The sequence below is a fragment of the Lysinibacillus sp. COL-1 genome (assembly GCF_059814265.1).
Genome location: NZ_JCAWSJ010000003.1, coordinates 738763 through 759088 on the forward strand (window position 1 = coordinate 738763; position 20326 = coordinate 759088).

General features: G+C 34.7%; 9 protein-coding genes and 1 pseudogene. 7 read left to right on the forward strand and 3 right to left on the reverse strand.

Annotation, left to right across the window (positions count from 1 at the left end; all coding sequences use genetic code 11):
- Positions 1-11 precede the first annotated feature (11 nt).
- From AC6BKE_RS08005 to AC6BKE_RS08015, 3 genes are all read right to left on the reverse strand, one after another.
- Positions 12-1850: a nuclease-related domain-containing DEAD/DEAH box helicase gene (locus AC6BKE_RS08005; RefSeq protein ID WP_499856402.1), complete on the reverse strand. Its 1839-nt coding sequence runs from the start codon at positions 1848-1850 to the stop codon at positions 12-14.
- Positions 1851-1997: 147 nt separating this feature from the next.
- Positions 1998-2294: a helix-turn-helix domain-containing protein gene (locus AC6BKE_RS08010; RefSeq protein WP_499856404.1), complete on the reverse strand. Its 297-nt coding sequence runs from the start codon at positions 2292-2294 to the stop codon at positions 1998-2000.
- 78 nt (positions 2295-2372) lie between these two features.
- On the reverse strand, positions 2373-2762 hold the full coding sequence (locus AC6BKE_RS08015) for a hypothetical protein (RefSeq protein ID WP_499856405.1): 390 nt from the start codon (positions 2760-2762) through the stop codon (positions 2373-2375).
- Between the two features lie 1515 nt (positions 2763-4277).
- On the opposite strand from AC6BKE_RS08015, the pseudogene AC6BKE_RS08020 reads away from it, so the two are divergent.
- The 7 genes and pseudogenes from AC6BKE_RS08020 to AC6BKE_RS08050 all read left to right on the forward strand — a co-directional run.
- Positions 4278-4388 (forward strand): annotated as a pseudogene (locus tag AC6BKE_RS08020) (DUF4357 domain-containing protein); the annotation flags it as partial.
- Between the two features lie 291 nt (positions 4389-4679).
- Positions 4680-7745 (forward strand): anti-phage-associated DUF499 domain-containing protein, encoded by a 3066-nt coding sequence (locus AC6BKE_RS08025; RefSeq protein WP_499856406.1) that lies wholly within the window; start codon positions 4680-4682, stop codon positions 7743-7745.
- Positions 7745-8347 carry an anti-phage-associated DUF3780 domain-containing protein gene (locus AC6BKE_RS08030; RefSeq protein WP_499856408.1) on the forward strand — a complete coding sequence of 201 codons (603 nt, stop codon included), beginning with the start codon at positions 7745-7747 and terminating at the stop codon, positions 8345-8347. The genes AC6BKE_RS08025 and AC6BKE_RS08030 overlap by 1 nt, the downstream gene beginning before the upstream one ends.
- Entirely contained in the window at positions 8347-11184 is a 2838-nt protein-coding gene (locus tag AC6BKE_RS08035; protein ID WP_499856409.1) for an anti-phage-associated DUF1156 domain-containing protein, read from the forward strand. The genes AC6BKE_RS08030 and AC6BKE_RS08035 overlap by 1 nt, the downstream gene beginning before the upstream one ends.
- Before the next feature lie 3 nt (positions 11185-11187).
- A complete protein-coding gene (locus AC6BKE_RS08040; RefSeq protein ID WP_499856410.1) occupies positions 11188-13905 on the forward strand; it encodes a phospholipase D-like domain-containing anti-phage protein in 2718 nt (905 codons plus the stop codon).
- A 330-nt stretch (positions 13906-14235) separates the two neighbouring features.
- Positions 14236-14709, forward strand: coding sequence for an IS200/IS605 family transposase (gene tnpA, locus AC6BKE_RS08045; RefSeq protein WP_499856413.1), 474 nt, complete (start codon positions 14236-14238; stop codon positions 14707-14709).
- A 644-nt stretch (positions 14710-15353) separates the two neighbouring features.
- On the forward strand, positions 15354-20144 hold the full coding sequence (locus AC6BKE_RS08050) for a DNRLRE domain-containing protein (RefSeq protein ID WP_499856415.1): 4791 nt from the start codon (positions 15354-15356) through the stop codon (positions 20142-20144).
- Positions 20145-20326 lie beyond the last annotated feature (182 nt).

Consider the following 20326-nt stretch of genomic DNA (forward strand, 5'->3'; position numbering starts at 1 on the left):
TGATTGGAGTTCTAAAAATATGAAGATAAATACTTTAGCTCTTCACTATTATTAATACACGTAAAGCTCCTTGAATATGAAAAAGATTTAACACGAGTAAGTGCGATGAAAAGAGCCTTTTTCATTTCCTCGATTTTTTGCTGATCATTGCCGATTCCTTCTAGTAAAAGAATGATATGTGAGCTTTCCCAACCTTTAAAGCTATGATAGCTGCACACTTTTAGTTTGTTTTTGCCTGGCTGGAAACGCCATTTTTCGTTACGACGCTTATAGTGATCACGTGTGCCGTCCATATCATATACATGTGAGATAGGGTAGCCAATCTGTTTAAAGGCATTTACAATTTCTATCCCTGTATCTTCTATCATTGTAATAATGGTTATGTCTTCAATCGTGCTAATCCCCAAGTTTAAGATTTCCTGTATTTTGCGCTGGCATACGTCCGTGCGTATTGTGAAAAGTGGTGCATCAATCCATTCGATTTGAGTGAAAAAATCGGGTTGGGTAGATTTTGCTACAATATTAGTCGTATTACCGAATACATTAGAAAGTCGTTGTACTTGATGAACGATACTTTCAGGAAGTCGATGGGAAATGTTAAGGGAACCAGCGCGGCCACTAAAACCGATACCGACATTCTGTTTAGGGTCGGTAATCCAAACACCACGATCTTCGTAAATGCTTTGTGCTCTGTCGTACATGATGAGCAATTCCCCATTATTTGTATGGAATTTTTTTAAGAACATAATCCAAGGACCGTTAAAATCTTGGCCTTCATCGATAAAGATACAATCATATTTTAAATAGTACGGGTGATTTTCGGTTAATTTTGTACTGATCATATCGATGCATTTATCTGTATAGTCTTCTATGTTATCGTAAACATTTTGAACGGAGCAACTCGTTTCGGTCATAACTGTTTTCAAAAATCCGTGAAAGTGCGAAATGGTTAATTTACTTTTTAAAAGATGCCGTTTTTCTAAACCAAATTGTTGGCTGCATAAGTCACGAATATAATGTCGAAGCGTAATATTAAACGTGAAGATTAAGACATTTAATCCTTGTTTAATTGCTTCACTTGCTTTTTCGGCTAAAATTAAAGTTTTACCGGAGCCAGCAACCCCACTCCATCTACGCGGGCGACCAATTTTAATAGGTACGAGCGCTTGTTGTTCAGGGGTAAGTTTGAGAGGTGTTCTACGTTCACGAACATAATCACTTTGACGTAAAAGGGCATGTAGCTCATCCACTATTTGCTGTAAATATTGACCGTTCCCTTTCGCAAAATTTGACTGCGGATAAAATAAATAAGGTGGATATAATTCATCATTCCGTTCATTACAGTGATATAAATTTTCAACCACATTTTGATCCCAAATATAACAACTTTTAGGGTTTGGGTAATCACAAAATGCAAGTCCCTCTGCTCGGGATGCTTTGTGGAAATATACAATGGTTGAAACCATACCAAAAGAATTTCTATGATAATGCTCATTTGCAGATAAGAAGTTTGTTAGTTCATATTTTAAAATCATGTCTTTGTAAGCGTTAACTTGGGCGACAGGATTGCTGAAGTGATATTTATTATTGTTCCCTAAAATTTGAGCTGGTGCCATGTAAGCAGGCAGTTTAAGGTGCCAATCCTTTACTTCTATTATGATAACGCCTTTTTCACGATGCGTTAAAATGAAGTCTGGATGCATTGAGTTAATAAATGGTTGTACAAATAAAGTCCAACCGTTAAAGCGATCGATTTTACTTAGCATATTAATTAAATATTTTTCACCATCAGTTAAAGGCTCACGTGGGTTAGGATTTTCGATAATTGTTAATTGCTGAAGTGTCTGCATAGTGTAGTCCTCCGATTAAGAAAAATAAAAACCCTTGTAAATTGCAGCGAAGAATTTACAAGGGTCTATGTATGGTATGATGGTTGCTAAGTAATTGGTCAAAATCCCTCAGTTTGAGCACATAACATTCTCATTTATATTTAGTTTTCAAAAGCTCTGTGTATTTCTATTTTTAGCTACAATTTTTAGTTCTAAATCTAAACCGTTGAGTATTTTTAATAGTGTTTCAATATTGTAATTGTGATCACCGCTCGTTACTCTAACGATTTGAGGATGCTTTAGACCAACTTTGTCTGCTAATTTTCGAATAGAAATATTTTGATCTTTACATGCCTCTTCGATTGCTTTGCTAATGTCTACTTTTGGTTTGCTCACTGACGTAATTTCGTCAGGAAGAGTTATGTAGTCAGTAATTTTGACTGTTTTTATTTTTTTAAAATCCATCGTTATGCCTCCTTATATATCCACATATGAGTTAAGATAGACTGTAAAATGTGTGTCAGCTGCTAAGCAAGAAGAAAGTTAAATTAACTTTTCCCGCTTCGCAACTTTTAGTGCTTTATTTTTATCTACCTCTTTGATAGAAGCAGATTGTTTTAGAAAGCTGTGTAATACAACAATTGTTACACAGCCTTCATCATCTTTTACAGGAATAACAATAAATCTCCATTCTTTTTTCGCTAAGCTCTTAACTTTCACTTCATAAAGTTGCTTATGCTTTCCAGTTAATTTCTCGATGCGATTACGAAAATGCTCGTAGGATAATCCGTGGGTATTTAACGTACCGAGTACAGTAATGACCTTAGATAAATCTTTTGCATTTAGAGAGTTAAAGCTTCTTAAAACGTCTTCATTGAAAACTAAGTTACTTACATCGATTCCTTCAATATCATTTACACGCACTAGTGTCATTTTACATTCCCCCATATTTAGTGAATTATATAGTTCACTGAGGAAAATTGACCTAGTTCTATTGTAACTTATTTATTTTACCAAATAAAGTATAAGTTTATGGTAACTTATATGTTACCACGTTGTCAATAAAAATACTTTTAATTTAAAAAGTTGTAGGGGGAGTGAATTAACAAATAGTATTTATTAATTCATTTATAATGATCTGTATCTAATAATAAAAAAAATCCAATTAATCCTGCTACAATCTTCTTCATCTTCATCTATAAGGTTAGTACAAAATAATTTCGTCATTAGGTATTCGTAATCTAATTAAAGTGAACGAATCATCAGAAATATTTTGGTTTAGCGTTAGCGATTTTATCGTGTGCTTAAGTGTGGTGGACTACCGGATAAAAGATTTGACTTCTTTGAAAATTTAATAATTATGAATTTAAGAAAGAGTGATGAATTTTAATTTTTTTCATTTTTTGGTATTGTGTATTTGGTGTTTGTTCCAGACACTCACATAATAGATCAATCATATAATTAGGGGAAGCGCTAAAGTGGATCAAAAAAGATATGAACAATTAAAACGTAAAAGCAATGAACAAGGTGAAATAACTACAAATGAATATTTTGAAATAATGAGCTATTAACAACCAGAATATTACCAAGAGTTTATGAAAGCTTATAATCATTGGGATGAAATGGACGAAGAAGAATTTGAACAGATAATGGGTAAATTATTCCCGCAAGATAGGGAGTTGATTGAAGAACAATTTAATTCCTAGGCATTAATTATATTTATATTAAATATGTGTTTTTAACCTTAGTTCATTTTAGTTGGCTGCGGTATTTTTATGTTCCCGCCTCAGGAACTTTAAATAGGAAATAGACTAATAGTTGTGTATAATTTACAAAATATATAATTTCGTTTATAATTATATTATCTCTAAAATTGGATGTGAGAGAGATTAATTTCTATGTTTAGCAAGTCTATAAACATTTATAAACTCGCTAAACCAGTTGTTAAGAATCAACGCAACTACAGATGGATCTTCCACATTGAATAAATTAATCACAGTTATAATTACCTCCTTATGGTAAACGTAACATATTTTTAAGAAGTCTCTGGTAGGAGACTAGTGGTCAAAGGGCTCTTGGTCAAAATATAAAAAAGAAATACCTTCAACTTGATATACGTGCAGATATAAAAAATGATGAGCATATGCAAGCTAAAATCTAAGATCCTTCTTGGGTAGCTTCATATGCTTTTTTGCCGTCGCTTCATTGACATAAGTTGTTTGAAGAAATTAAAGACAGTGCCAAATTAATGAAAATGATATTTTCTATATTGAAGCTGCTCGTGGTGCAAAAGCAAAGGGAATTCAAACTCAAGAAGGGCTCTAAAATTGCGACAGATTATGTTAATTCCTATTCAGAACGTTCAATCGCTAAGAGAAGAGAGCTAATACAGTCAGAAAAAGTAACAGTTATTAATAGTGAGTTTGTTTTATGTAGGATCTTTTATTTACGAGTCCTTCTGCAGCGGCTGATATTGTGATGGGGCGAAGTGCGAATAGATTGACGGAGTGGAGGAATAGGCATGGTAGGACGTTAAAAGAATTGGTGTTATTTATTTAAAATTATTTAGATTATAAGTTATATAAAACTGGGATAAGACCACGTGGTTTTCAATAAATCTATGTATTTAATAGAATGGTTGAAATGACTTTAGAAATCAATGATATCTTCTTTAATTAATGGAAGGAAATAACTATATTATTCAAAATATGATTAAGGCACTTACATCTCAAGATAAGGTTAGAATTATTTCTATTTTCCTATATAATATCTATAATAACTGATATTAAATTTTGAAAATATTAAAAAACTATTTGATAAATTGTTACTTAATTTTGGAGGAAAGAAAAGATGAAAACAGTTAAATCAGCTTGCGAATTACAACCAAAAGCACTAGAAATAAACGTTGGTGATCAAATTGAACAATTAGATCAAATTATTCAAGATACAGATGGACAAGAATATTTTAAGAAGACATTCATTACAGACGGTATGAAAACGCTTCTTTCTAGAGGGCTGGCTAGACTTGCAGGAAAAACGAATGATACAGTATTCCATCTAAAACAAGCTATGGGTGGTGGTAAAACACACTTAATGGTAGGTTTTGGGTTACTAGCAAAAGATCCTGATTTACGACAAGAACAAATCGGTACAATTCCATATCAAGCTGGTTTTGCAACGGCGAAAGTTGCCGCTTTTAATGGTCGCAACAATCCACCTAGATATATTTGGGGAGAAATTGCTCGTCAATTAAATAAAGAAAGCTTATTCAAAGAATATTGGGAATCTGGAGCTAAAGCACCCGATGAACAAGCTTGGTTGCAGCTATTTGAAGGAGAAGAGCCAATTTTAATCTTATTAGATGAGATGCCGCCTTACTTTCAGTACTACAGCACACAAGCTTTAGGACAAGGGACAGTAGCGGATGTTATTACAAGAGCATTCTCTAACATGTTAACCGCAGCTCAAAAGAAAAAAAACGTCTGTATCGTTGTTTCCGATTTAGAAGCAGCATATGATACTGGCGGAAAATTAATTCAAACAGCATTAGATGATGCTTCACAAGAACTTGGACGAGCAGAGGTTCCTATTACACCAGTTAACCTTGAATCAAACGAAATTTATCTTATTTTACGCAAAAGGTTATTCCAAAAAGTACCTGATCCAAGCGAAATCGCTGAAATTGCTTCCGTATATGCGACACGTTTAGCAGAAGCAGCAAAAGCAAAAACTGTTGAAAGAAGTGCAGAGGCTCTTGCTAGCGAAATTGAATCAACATATCCATTCCATCCAAGTTTTAAAAGTATCGTAGCTCTCTTTAAAGAGAACGAGAAGTTTAAGCAAACACGTGGATTAATGGAATTAGTTTCTCGATTATTGAAATCTGTATGGGAAAGTAACGAAGATATTTATTTAATCGGTGCACAACATTTTGACCTTTCCATTCATGAGGTCCGAGAGAAGCTAGCTGAGATTTCGGACATGCGTGATGTAATTGCGAAAGATTTATGGGATTCGGCAGATAGTGCTCATGCACAAGTAATTGACTTGAATAATAGTAATAACTATGCAAAGCAAGCAGGGACGTTGTTATTGTTGGCAAGTTTATCGACAGCGGTTCAATCTGTTAAAGGGCTAAATGAAAGTGAAATGTTAGAGTGTTTAATTGACCCAATTCATCAAGCGAGCTCTTACAAAGCGGCCTTTGCAGAGCTTCAAAAAGCTGCTTGGTATTTACATCAAACTCAAGAAGGGCGAAACTATTTTAGCCGACAAGAGAATTTAACGAAAAAGCTTCAAGGCTATGCAGAAAAAGCACCTGAAAACAAAGTAGAAGAGTTAATCCGTAAACAACTTGAGGAAATGTATTACCCTAAAACTAAAGAAGCGTATGAAAAAGTGCTGGCATTACCTGCAATGGATGAAGCAGAAGCAATTGTTAAAACAACACGAGCATTACTAATTATTAGCCCAGATGGAAAAAATCCTCCAGGGGTAGTAGCGAAATTTTCCAACGAGTTGGTAAGTAAAAATAACGTCCTAGTTTTAACAGGTGACAAATCAGTTTTTGCAAGTGTAGATAAAGCTGCTCGACATGTTTATGCGGTTAAAAAAGCAGATTCTGAAATTTCTGCAACACATCCACAACGACAAGAGTTAGAAGATAAAGCAGGTCAATACGAACAAGATTTCCGTACAACTGTGCTATCTGTGTTTGACAAACTATTTTTCCCAGGAAACCAACGAGGTCAAGATACGCTACGTTCAAAACCTTTAGATACAACATATGCTTCAAACACTCAATATGATGGTGAACAACAGGTCATTAAAACATTAACTTCGGACCCTATTAAATTATATACAGATATTCCCTCGAATTTTGATGCGTTACGTGCTCGAGCTGAGTCTTTATTGTTCGGGAATCAAGATGATGTACGCAAAACAGATTTAATAGATCGAATGAAGCAAAAAACTCAAATGCCATGGCTACCTGCTCGAGGGCTAGATCAATTAATCGTTGAAGCTTGTCAACGAGGTGTATGGGAGGATTTAGGGAATAATTACATTACAAAAAAACCTAAACCGAAAACTACTGAGGTCATTGTAACGAAAGAAACGGATCCTGATGATTTTGGAAACGTGAGATTAAAAATCGACGTTGTAAATGCTGGTAACAATCCGCGCATTCATTATGCTGAGGATAGTGAAGTGTCAGAACAAAGTCCTGTTTTAAAAGATAATACATTAATTACAAACGCGTTAACAGTACAATTTTTAGCTGTTGATCCAACAGGTAAAAATATGAAAGGGACACCTACCACTTTTAAAAATAACTTAGTTATTCGAAATTATTTTGATGAAGTGGCTCGTACTGTAGAATTGCGTGTTGCACCAAGAGGGAAAATAAGATATACACTTGATGGATCAGAGGCTCGTAATGGGCTAGAATATACAACCCCTATTCAATTAACAAAAGAAGAGACGACTATTTATGTTTTTGCTGAATATGATGGGTTTGAAGAAAAACGAAACTTTAAATTTCCAAAATCAGGATCAACTGAAATTACGATTATTAAAGATGCACCTGCAACTTTAATTACTCAACGTCCAAAACGTTTAGAAAACTCAGCTAAAGTTTACGAAGGATTAAATTTAGCTAAAGAAAAATCAATTGAATTTGAGCAAGTGATGTTAATAATTGGTTCAGCGCCGAAAATGATTCAAGTTACTTTAGGGGAAATTAAAGTACGTGCAGAGTTTATTGAAAGTGAATTGGGTCGTTTAAAAGAGCTTGTAGGTGTGGATGCACAAGTTTTGTTTACTTTTAAAAAGGCATATACAAAAACAGGTTATGATTTAGAACAATTTACAAACCAATTGGGTATTGAAATAGCTAATGGAGAGGTAGAGCAATAATGAGCAATTATACGGTAGATTTTGGGGCGCCTAATGAATTTGGAAGTCATCATTTTTATGTCGAAATTCCAGCAACGCCTAAGTCTCCTGTAAAGATTTATGAGGATTTTGGCTTTAATGGTGACGATAATCATCGTGAAACAGAAGAGTGTCGATTAATTTTGTCTCGAGAATTATGGACAAAAATTCGTGACGATGCACGAAGAGACTTTAACACACGTCTCAAAAGTAAAAAAGGAAGCACGGGTAGTTGGAATGTAGGGAAAGTAAAGTTAGACCGATTTTTAGGTAAAGAATTATGTGTATTAGGTTGGGCAGCTGAGTATGCAACACCTGAAGAATGCGCAATTATTTGTCAGAAATGGTTAGCATTGCGACCAGAAGAACGTTGGTGGCTATATTCTAAAACAGCTTCAGAGGCTGGACTTGCAGAACAAACAGAGAGAGGGTGGCGTAAAGCCCTCTATTGTGCTCTATCTGATGGAACGAATGTACGTCTTGAGCCGAAAAAAATCAAAAAAACAAAGCAAGAAGATAGTAAAGCCAAGGTAGAGCAAGCAACATTCGATCTATTCGGTTTAACAGAAGGAGATGAGTTTTAATGGCATTACAACCATTTGAATGGAAAGATAAACCTGCGCTGATTGAGCATTTATTTCCTGTGCAGAAAATTTCAGCTGAAACATTTAAGGAAAGAATGGCGAGTCATGGTCAGTTATTAGTTTCTTTAGGAGCATATTGGAAAGGAAGAAAACCTTTAATTCTGAATAAAGCTTGTATTTTAGGAGCGTTACTTCCAAGTACAAGCAACTTAACAGAAGATTTGAGAGTATTTGAATTATTAATGGGAATTGATGTTCAATCTATGCGAAAAAGATTGGAAGAAAATGTTAGTTCTTCTAAGTTGGATGAGATTCCAAAATATCTAGCATTACCATATGCTGAAAAAGTTAGATTAGCAAAGCGTCCAGAAGAAATAGGAGATTCTTTATTTACACATATCTGGTCTAAAGTAAATAATCATCTTGGGACCTCTGCTAATTCCATTCCAGAGTTAGTTGAAGAAATGGGAATTGCAAGATTTGGTCATCGCCCAAGAGTAGCAGATGTCTTTTCTGGCTCTGGTCAAATACCTTTTGAAGCAGCAAGATTGGGGTGTGATGTTTATGCCTCGGATATAAATCCAATAGCTTGTATGTTAACTTGGGGTAACTTTAATGTTGTCGGTGCTCCTCTAGATAAGAAAGTTAAAATTGATAATAGACAAAGAAACCTCTTTAATCAAGTTCAACGAGAAATTGATGATTTAGAAATTGAAGTCGGAAAAGATGGATGGCGTGCAAAAGTCTATTTATATTGCTTTGAAACTGTTTGTCCAGAATCTGGATGGCGAGTACCTTTGATGCCAAGCTTTATAATTAGTAGTAGTTTTAAAGTTGTTGCTGAGTTAGTACCTATGCCTTCTGAAAAGCGTTATGACATTAAAGTGAAATATGTTGATAATGAAGAAGAAATGGAAAAGGCAAAATTAGGTACAATTCAATCAGGTGATTTAGTACATTCACCTGATGGTATGACAGAGTATAGAATAAGTATTAAAGCAATCCGTGGAGATTATAAAGAAGGAAAAGAGAATAAAAATCGTCTGCGTTTATGGGAGAAATCAGATTTTGTACCACAATCGGCTGATATTTTTCAAGAACGTCTGTATTGTATACAATGGATGAAAAAGAAACCTACAGGTTCAGCGTATGAATATGAGTTTCGATCAATTACAGAGGAAGATTTAATACGTGAGCAAAAAGTTGTTGATTATGTTCAAGAATTTTTAGCTGAATGGCAAAAAGATGGATATGTACCAGATATGGTAATTGAACGAGGTGATAAAACAGATGAGCCGATTAGAACACGTGGATGGACACATTGGCATCATTTATTTAATCCACGGCAACTATTATTTCTTTCTTTAATGAATAAATATTCTACAACAGAAGAAAAATTTAATGTTTTTCAAGCCATGAACCATTTATCAAAATTAACTAGATGGAGACCACAAGCAGGAGGTGGAGGGGGATCTGCTGCAACATTTGATAACCAAGCGTTAAACCCTCTTTACAATTATCCAGTGAGAGCTTCTTCGTCTATTGAGAATATTTTGGTTGCTACTCATAATAATTCTGAGTTGAAGGGGGATATTTCATTAACTATTAATTCCCATCCAGCCCAAGAGATTGAAGTTGAAAATGACATTTATATTACAGATCCACCATATGGAGATGCTGTTAAATATGAAGAAATTACTGAGTTTTTCATTGCTTGGTTACGTAAAAATCCACCAAAAGAATTCGAACATTGGACATGGGATAGCCGTCGATCGATAGCAATCAAAGGTGAAGATGATGGATTCCGCCAAGGAATGGTTGCGGCTTATCGTAAAATGGCGCAAAAGATGCCTGATAATGGCTTGCAAGTTCTTATGTTCACACATCAAAGTGGTACAATTTGGGCGGATATGACAAATATTATTTGGGCGAGTGGATTACAAGTTACAGCTGCTTGGTATGTTGTAACAGAAACAGATTCAGCATTACGTCAAGGGGCTAATGTAAAAGGAACAATTATATTAGTTCTTCGTAAGCGTTATCAAGAGCTCGAAACTTTCCGAGATGAGTTAGGATGGGAAATTGAAGATGCTGTTAAAGAGCAAGTGGAATCATTAATGGGGTTAGATAAAGAAGTACGTGCTGAAGGTTCAGAGGGTCTTTATACGGATGCCGATTTACAAATGGCTGGTTATGCAGCTGCTCTTAAAGTGTTAACTTCATATTCTCGTATTGATGGACGCGATATGGTAGTTGAAGCAGAAGCGCCTCGAATTAAAGGTCAAAAAACATTTGTAGATGAGTTAATTGATTTTGCTGTGCAAACAGCTGTTCAATTCCTTGTGCCAGTAGGCATTGAAAAAGAAGAATGGCAAAAGTTACAACCAATTGAACGTCTATATATGAAAATGCTAGAAATGGAGCAGCAGGGTGCGAAAACGTTAGATAACTATCAAAACTTTGCTAAAGCTTTCAAAATCCAAAATTTTGATCAAGTAATGAGCGAAGGTTCAAAAGCAAATGTAGCACGTTTAAAACTATCGACAGAATTTAAAGGTTCGATGATGTCAGGTATTAGTGAATTAGCTGATACACCACTACGAGCGTTATTGTATGCAATGTATGAAATGTCTAAAGAACTTGAGGTAGAAGAAATTTTAGATCATTTAATGGATAACTGTCCTAACTATTTACAAAATAAACCGTTATTAGTGAAAATGGCGGATTATATTGTAGAAAAGAGAACAGGTTTAAAGTCGACAAAAGCATATAAGCCAGATGTAGAAGCAAGTTATGCTCGAATTTTAGCAGAAGCTATAAGAAATCAGAGGTTATAACATATGGTGCTACGACGTTTTTCTTCGCGAACTGAACAGTTAGATACGGAGTTTTTAGCTGACAGTTTAAAAGGTGCAACTAAATATCTTCGTATTGCAGGTTATTTTAGAAGTTCTATTTTTGAATTAGTAGGTGAGGAAATCGCCCATATACCTGAAGTGAAAATTATTTGTAATTCGGAATTAGATTTAGCGGATTTTCAAGTGGCAACAGGGCGTAACATAACACTCAAAGAGCGATGGAATGCAATAGATGTTGAAGCAGAATCACTTTTGAAAAAAGATCGTTATGAAAGACTAAATGAACTATTGCAGTCAGGAAATGTAGAAATTCGAGTTGTACCAAGGGAAAAACTTTTTTTGCACGGTAAAGCAGGTGTTATGCATTATCCTGATGGAAGTCGAAAATCATTTATTGGATCTGTAAATGAATCAAAAAGTGCCTTTGCACATAACTATGAACTTGTGTGGCAAGATGATGATACAGCAAGCGCTGATTGGGTAGAAGAAGAGTTTTGGGCTTTATGGGAAGATGGTGTTCCCTTACCAGAAGCAATACTGGCTGAAATTGATCGTGTAGCCAACCGACGAGAGGTTACCGTTGAAGCTTTAAAGCCAGAAGATGTACCTGCTGCGGCAATGGCGGAATCACCGATTTATCGTGGGGGAGAGCAACTACAGCCGTGGCAAAGATCTTTTGTAACGATGTTTTTACAGCATCGTGAAACGTACGGTAAAGCCAGATTATTATTAGCAGATGAAGTTGGTGTAGGTAAAACGCTTTCTATGGCTACAAGTGCTTTAGTGAGTGCTTTACTTGAAGATGGACCAATCTTAATTTTAGCGCCTTCTACTTTAACAACTCAGTGGCAAATTGAAATGATGGACAAACTTGGTGTCCCTTCTGCTGTTTGGTCCTCTCAAAAGAAAGTATGGCTAGGTGTTGAAGGACAACTTTTATCAGCACGGGGCGATGCATTTGCAATAAAAAAATGTCCTTATAAAATCGCGATTGTTTCGACTGGTTTAATAATGCATCAGAAGTCGGAAGATAGTTTTATAAAAGAAGCAGGCCTATTGTTAAAAAATAAGTACGGGACAGTTATCCTAGATGAAGCGCATAAAGCTCGAGTTCAAGGTGGTCTAGGTGAGAAGGCTACTCAGCCAAATAATTTGTTGTCTTTTATGCAAAAAATCGGCCATCGTACTATGAATATGATATTAGGTACTGCTACGCCTATTCAAACAAATGTGAGAGAACTCTGGGATTTATTAGGGGTGCTAAATAGTGGGGCAGAATTTGTTTTAGGTGATGCATTATCTCTATGGAGAAACTACGAGGAAGCCACACAATTAGTAACTGGTAAAAAGCAGGTAGGTTCTGAACATGAAGCTTGGGAATGGTTAAGCAACCCTTTACCACCAGGTAATGAATTACCTATGATTCAGCAAATCCGAGATACGTTATCGCTACATCCTAAGGATTTTGTATGTAGTTATAACTTTGATACTTTAGATTATATGATTAAAGATATATGGCTTTCGGAATGTCTATATGACAATTTCTTTAGAGAAAATAATCCAGTTATTCGTCATACAGTATTAAGAAAACGTAAAGAACTTGAGGAAGATGGTTTACTTGAAAAAGTAGGTGTCCATACACATCCACTTAGTCAGAATGTTAGGCAATATGAATCTCGTTTTGTAGGCTTAGGTATTCCGACGAATTCACCTTTCCAGATTGCTTATGAACAGGCAGAAGAATTTAGTTCGCTACTACAAGCAAGAACTCGAGCTGGAGGATTTATGAAATCCTTAATGCTACAACGTATTTGCTCGAGCTTCGCTTCAGGGTTAAACACTGCTCAAAAAATGCTACAGCATTCTATTTTATCTGAAGACGAAGATCAAGCAGAGGAAGCTGAACATATCCTTTCAGAAATGACACCAGCTGAAGTAGCATGTCTACAAGAAATTGTCCGTCAACTTTCAAGACCAGAAGCTGTAGATTCTAAATTAAATACAGTAAAGTGGTTTTTAAGTGAGTTTAGAACTGAGGGGAAAACTTGGCTTGAACATGGATGTATTATTTTTAGTCAATACTATGATACCGCTCAGTGGATTGCAGAAGAGCTAGCAAAGCACTTTAAAGATGAAATTGTAGCTGTATACGCTGGTCTTGGTAAAAGTGGTCTATTCAGAGGCACACAATTTAACAATGTAGAGCGTGAATTTATTAAATCTGCGGTAAAAAATCGAGAGATAAGATTAGTCGTAGCTACTGATGCAGCCTGTGAAGGGTTAAATCTTCAAACTTTAGGTACATTAATTAATATAGATTTACCATGGAACCCATCGCGTCTTGAGCAACGTTTAGGAAGGATTAAGCGATTTGGACAAACACGTAAGTTCGTTGATATGTTGAATCTTGTTTATAGCGAAACCCAAGATGAAAAAGTGTATAACGTTTTATCTGAGCGATTACGAGATACATATGACATTTTTGGTAGTTTACCTGACACTATTGATGACGAATGGATTCAAGATGAAGAAGAATTACGTGGAAGAATGGATGAATATATTCATGAGCGGGCTAAAGCCCAAGATGCTTTCTCAATAAAGTATCGCGGTACGTTAGATCCTCAAGCACATTTATGGGAGCGATGTTCAACCGTATTATCACGCAATGATATTGTTGCTAAGTTAAGCGAGCCTTGGTAATAGATAGTGAAAGTATTTAAATATAGTCAAAACCACAGTCAATAAAATCACTTTCCCCCGCAACTATTGATATATCAGTACTTTGAGACGGTAGGTTCGACTCCCGCCGTCTCCATTTTGTAGAAATCAAATGATTTCAATGAGTGTCTGTGACGTAAAGCATAAAATTTCCGTTTGGAAACTTTATGCTTTATTTTATTGTGTGCTTTGAAAACCCCCTGCTATGCAGGGGGTTCCGGAAAGCTTTTAGCTATGGACAATAAAAAAACTCCAAACGTACAATAAAGTCAGGTCTAGTCAACCGACTTCGTACGAAAGGAGCCACCATAAATGGATAATAAAAGTTTAGCACATACAACGTGGAATTGTAAGTATCATATCGTCTTTGCGCCAAAGTATAGAAGGCAGATTATTTATGGTCAAATTAAAGCAGATGTTGGAAGAATATTGCGCCAATTATGTGAAAGAAAAGATGTAGAAATCATAGAGGCAACAGCCTGTCCTGACCACATTCATATGTTGGTAAGTATTCCACCGAAATTGAGTGTATCTGCGTTCATGGGTTATTTAAAAGGGAAGAGTAGTCTAATGATTTTCGACCGACATGCGAATTTAAAGTATAAATACGGTAATCGTCAATTCTGGTGTCGAGGATACTATGTGGACACAGTCGGCCGAAATAAGAAAAAGATACAAGAGTATATAAAAAATCCATTACAAGAAGATATCCTGCAAGATCAAATGACGATGAAAGAATTCATTGATCCATTCACAGGAGGAGAAATCAAGAGAAAGAAAAAATAAGTAAGCCGCTTTAGCGGTTTGTGTGAAAACGGAGTGCGGTTGGCAGACCATTCGGAATGTCTTTAGACATGGGCCAGTACCCCAGCGTTTCACGCGCAGAGCAAGAGGCTGGGACATAACTCATTTTATTGAGAAAAAGCAAAAAATGAATGTTATTTTTGTGATTTATTAAAGTATATGTGTTCTAATAACGCAAAAAAATGTTAGACCAAACTTGTAAATGGTCTAACATTTTTTCTTTTGTCCCAGCCTCTCTGATTTTTGGAAGTCTTATGCTTGATTTTGAAAACGATACCGCAATCGGGCGCTCTCCTCGATAAAGGAAAGTGTTTTTTCATTAGGGGACCAGGTGCTTGTAGAGAAGGTAAGGAACTAAGAAGATTGAGTTAAAATCCTGTAATATACTGCAGGATTTTTATTTTGAAGTGAAAATAGTGCCAATATTGCAATTATCTTATTCTGTTGTTTATTTACCAAAAAGGTTTTAAGATTTAGTTATTTTCTTGTTATTGATGATAGGTTTTTATGACTGTTTATATCCATAATATACTATCAAAAATAGATAGTTTAGCACCATCTTAATAGTGATTGTCTGTCTATAATAGATAATGTTTCAAAAATCACAATTATTAGGAGGAAACTAATTGCTAAAGAAAATTTTCATTCAATTGATTGTTTTGGCAATGTTCATTGCCTTTATTCCTATTGGGAATTTTGCAAGTGTGGCTGCCAAAGAATCTCCCAAAACAAATACGAAAGGAAATGAAAAAACTGAAGTAGTAGGAGAACGTACGCAAACTTCTAAAACGTTTAACAATTCTGATGGTACTTATACAACTGAAATATATGAAGCACCTATTCATTTTAAAGATAATAAAGGTAACTGGAAAGATATTGATAACGATCTACAAAAAAAGAAAAATAATGGCGAAGGGCAATTTGAAAATAAAGCCAATAACTTTGCTGTGACATTTGATGAAAAACTTGAAGAGGAAACGAACAACGTACAAGTAGCCGATAACCAATACAACCTTAATATTGGATTAAAAGAAATGGAACAAAAAGGTGAAATAATTCCTGCTAAAGAGGTTATCGGGGTTGCTACAGATAATCAAATTGAGTACCAAAATGTTTTTGATAATATTTCGACTACATATTCTGTTGGAGAAAACTTTGTAAAAGAAGATATTATAATTAACAAAAAGCCCGAAAAAGGGATACCACAAACCTTCTCATATCAGCTATCCCTTGAAAGTTTGACATATGAACAAATTAATAATCAAATCCATTTAAAGGACGCTAAAACGGGGGAGATGGTTTATGTTATAGAAGCTCCGTTTATGTATGATGCTTATAAACCTGTAGGCTTTCAATCTATTGACGGTACAAATTCTATACCAGAGGAAGCAAAATCTTATAATATCACGTTAAAAACACGAGAAGAAAACAATACTTTATGGATTGATTTAACTCCTGATGCAGCTTGGCTACAGGATAATAAACGACAATATCCGATCGTCATTGATCCAACAATTGTACGTATCCAAGGAAACTCAAAAATGGTGGATACAACAATTCGTAAAAAGTTTCCAACGCAAACCGGAGGAAATCACACAGAATTAGCTACAGGTACAGCCACAGACGGAAATATTGTAAGAAGCTTATTGAAGTTTGATGTAACGCCTATTCCTGAAAAAAGCGTTATTATGTCTGCGGATGTGAGTCTTTATCTCTCTTCAACAAATGATTCAAGCCCAATTAATTTAAGTATGCATGCGATGAAACGTTCATGGGATGAAAATACAGCAACATGGAATAACTATTCAACAGCAGGAGGCTGGACAACAGTAGGGGGAGATTATAATACCACGCCTCTTTCAACTGTTACAGGAGTCTCTTCAGTACCGAGTAATGTAGAAGAAGGTATTCAACGATGGTCTATTCCAACGAGTATGGTGAGCGGATGGCTATATAATCCAGAATCAAATCTTGGTTTATTATTAAAAAGCACTTCAGAAAGTACCATGATTTACAAAAAATTCATCAGTAGTGAAAGCACAACCAACCCACTCGCCTATAAACCAAAACTTGTCGTTACTTATAAAACACCTAACCGTTTAGGTTTAGAAGATTATTGGGATTATGCCACACATGATATTTCAAATGGAACGAACTATGTAAATTTAGGCACAAATAATAATGTTGTTCAATACACAGATTTTAGCTTATTCAACTATGGAGGATTTGGTTTAGATTTTACTCGAACGTATAATAGTAAGGATTTTGAAAAATCTCCATTCGGCTATGGTTGGAGTTTTACAGGTTCAGAGAAATTATTTTATAATGATAAATATTTTAATGTCGAATATAAAGATGCAGATGGTACGGTCCATGTTTACTCATGGGATGGAGATAAGTATATTGCACCAGCAGGTAATTATGATAGTTTAGATATGGTGGATAAGTACACTTTTAGACTGACTAGCAAAACTGGTATCACAACAACATTTAAAGTTAGAGAAAGCACTAGTGATACAGATATTGAAGTAGCATACATTACAGAGCAAAAAGATTTAAATAGCAATACAATCACTTATAATTATGATACATCAAATCAGCTTACTTCTATCAGTACTAATCTAGGGACAAAATTACTGTTAACTTATACTGATGGGCTTATTACAAATGCAAAATACAATAAACAGGATATAACGTATACGTATACTGATGGTTATTTAACACGAGTACTGGTTAAGAAAGATGACACTACATCAACACCTACTTCATTCTATTACACGACTAATGGACAGTTAACGAAAATCATTGATAGTAAACAGAAAATAATGCTTTATGGATATAATAGTGAATTAGATTTAGTATCTGTAACAGAACCTTCATTAGACGGTCAAGTAGATTCTATGACCAATTACTCTTTAGATCGAACAAACAATATAGTAACTGTTACTAGCCCCGAAGGTATAGTTACACGCTATGGTTTAAATAACAACTTTAGCGTAACGAAAATATTTGATCCTTCAGGTGATACAACAACCTATACACTAGATGAGAATAGTTATAATGTTCTTTCACAAAAGATTGTCTATTCAGATGGTTCTACTTACACTAAAAATTTAAAGTATGATACAAAGGGAAATTTATTAAGCACTAATGATTCAAAAGGTGGGATAGAATCCTATACTTATAATGAGTATAGTAATCTTTTAACTCAGACAGACGCCAATCAGCAAACAACTACCAACACTTATGAGAATGGTAATCTAAAAACCTCCACAACACCTAAGGGAGACACAACATCCTATACGTATAATGGCCATGGGGATTTGACACAAGTAAAATATCCGGATGGGAAAATCGAAACGTATAATACAAGCTATGAGAATAATCAAAAACTAACAACCTATCAAGATATTGAATTAGGTATCACAACTGAAACTATAACTGATTTTAATGGAAATATCCTTTCTTATGAAGACGGAAAAAAGGGGAAAACTAGGTATCGCTACAATCTTAAAAATGAATTAGTAGAAGTAGAAGATGCTGCAAAGAAAATAACGACTTATACGTATGATGCCAACAGTAATTTAACATCTGTGATAAATGCTGATGGTAAAAAACAAATGTCTCTCAGCTATAATGCACAAAATGCCATAGAAAAAGAAACAAACGCCGAGGGAAAAGTAACATCTTATAATTATAATGCTGACGGAGCATTAAATGAGATTATCAAAGCATCAGGTGAAAAAATCGCCTATACAACTTCAAGTGATACTAATACACAGACTGTGAAAGTAAATGGGGTTAATCAGTTTTCAACACAAGTAGATGGTTTATCCACTACTGTGACAAATCATACTCTAAATAATCAAAAAGTTACGTACACACAATCAGAAAATGGACTATTACAAAGAGTAGACATTAACGCACCTGTAAATCGCTCGATTATGTATACTTACAAAAATGAAAAAGATTTAGCAAAAATTCAATTTGGCCAAAATACAATTGAGTATGCATCAGATGAAAATGGTCAAACAACCAATGTCACACTCGATGGACAATCATTAGCAAGCTTCATATGGAACAAAAACAACTTATTGGAGAGCACAACTTTTGTAAATGGTGCAGTTATTTTAAATAAGTATAAGGCGAATCAGTTACAAACTGAAACTTTGAAAACAAATAGTGAAACAACTTGGCGTACAAATTCATATGAATATGATAAAAATCAGCAAATAACTAAAGTGACGAATAATGATGGAACAGTCACTTACACTTACGACCCTTTAAATCAGCTAATCAAAGAACAATACAGTAATGGTTTATCCATATCATACACATACGATTCAGTAGGAAACCGTACTTCTAAAACTATTTTGCAAAACGGTAGTTCAACTACAACCAGCTATAGTTATAATAATGCGAATCAAATGAAGACTGCTGGTGATAAGACTTATAATGTAAGTGCCAACGGAAATGTAGAAAACGATGGTGTATTCCAATATGTTTGGAATGCCTTTGATCAATTAACAGAAATCAAGTCTCTAACAGGTGCAACAGTTGCATCTTATCGTTATGATGAAAACGGACGTCGTGTATATAGTAAAGATAGTAATGGTGAAACGTATTATCGTTATAATGGTCTGACAAATCAAGTCTTGTTTGAAGAAGATGCAAGTGGAGTTATTACCAAATCCTATACCTATAACGATAATGGTTCCCCTTTAACAATGACATATTTGGGCTTAACTTATTACTACTTAACGAATTATCGAGGAGATGTATTAGCCTTAACAGATAAAAAGGGTGACATTGTTGCAGAATACACGTATGATGCATGGGGAAATATTATGAGTCAAAAAGGTAATATGGCAACTATTAACCCATATCGTTATGCAGGATATCGATATGATGAAGATACTAAACTATACTATTTGATGGCGCGTTATTATAATCCAGATACAGGTGTGTTTTTATCGTTAGATCCTTTACGTGGAAATACAATGAATCCTTTATCATTAAATGGCTATAATTATGCGAATAATAATCCAGTGATGAATGTGGATCCTGATGGAGAATCTTGGAAAAACGCTCTTTGGAATTCTAAGAAAATATTATCGACGTTAATAAATATGGCTTTAATGGTTGCTGTATCTGGTTTGGGTGGCTTAGTCAGTGGTAAACTCTTTTTGAAAAGCGTCAAACAACTTGCCCAAGCTAAGAAACATATATTCGCTAAAAGTATTAGAAAATCCCTTCAAAGAAGAGGTGTGTCTAATTTAGTGATAAGTGGTATAATTTCAGGTTTAGTTGTGTTTACCGATTTCTTGGTTAATATAGGTAGCCCAGGTGAAATTCTATTTGATTATCTCGATCGAAGAGATGCAAAACGTAAAAATGGTTATTTCAATGGTTGGTAGAATAGATAAGATTACTACAGTAAAAAGAAGGGGAAATATAGGCGTTCTCTAACCTATAATTCAATTTTTAATGATAAAATTTCTTTCAATGAGAGTATTTTTGTATTGTATATTTTTAATGATGTTTACAGTAATATTTACTACAAAACAAAACTTTTATATCATTTATATTTTTATTTGGA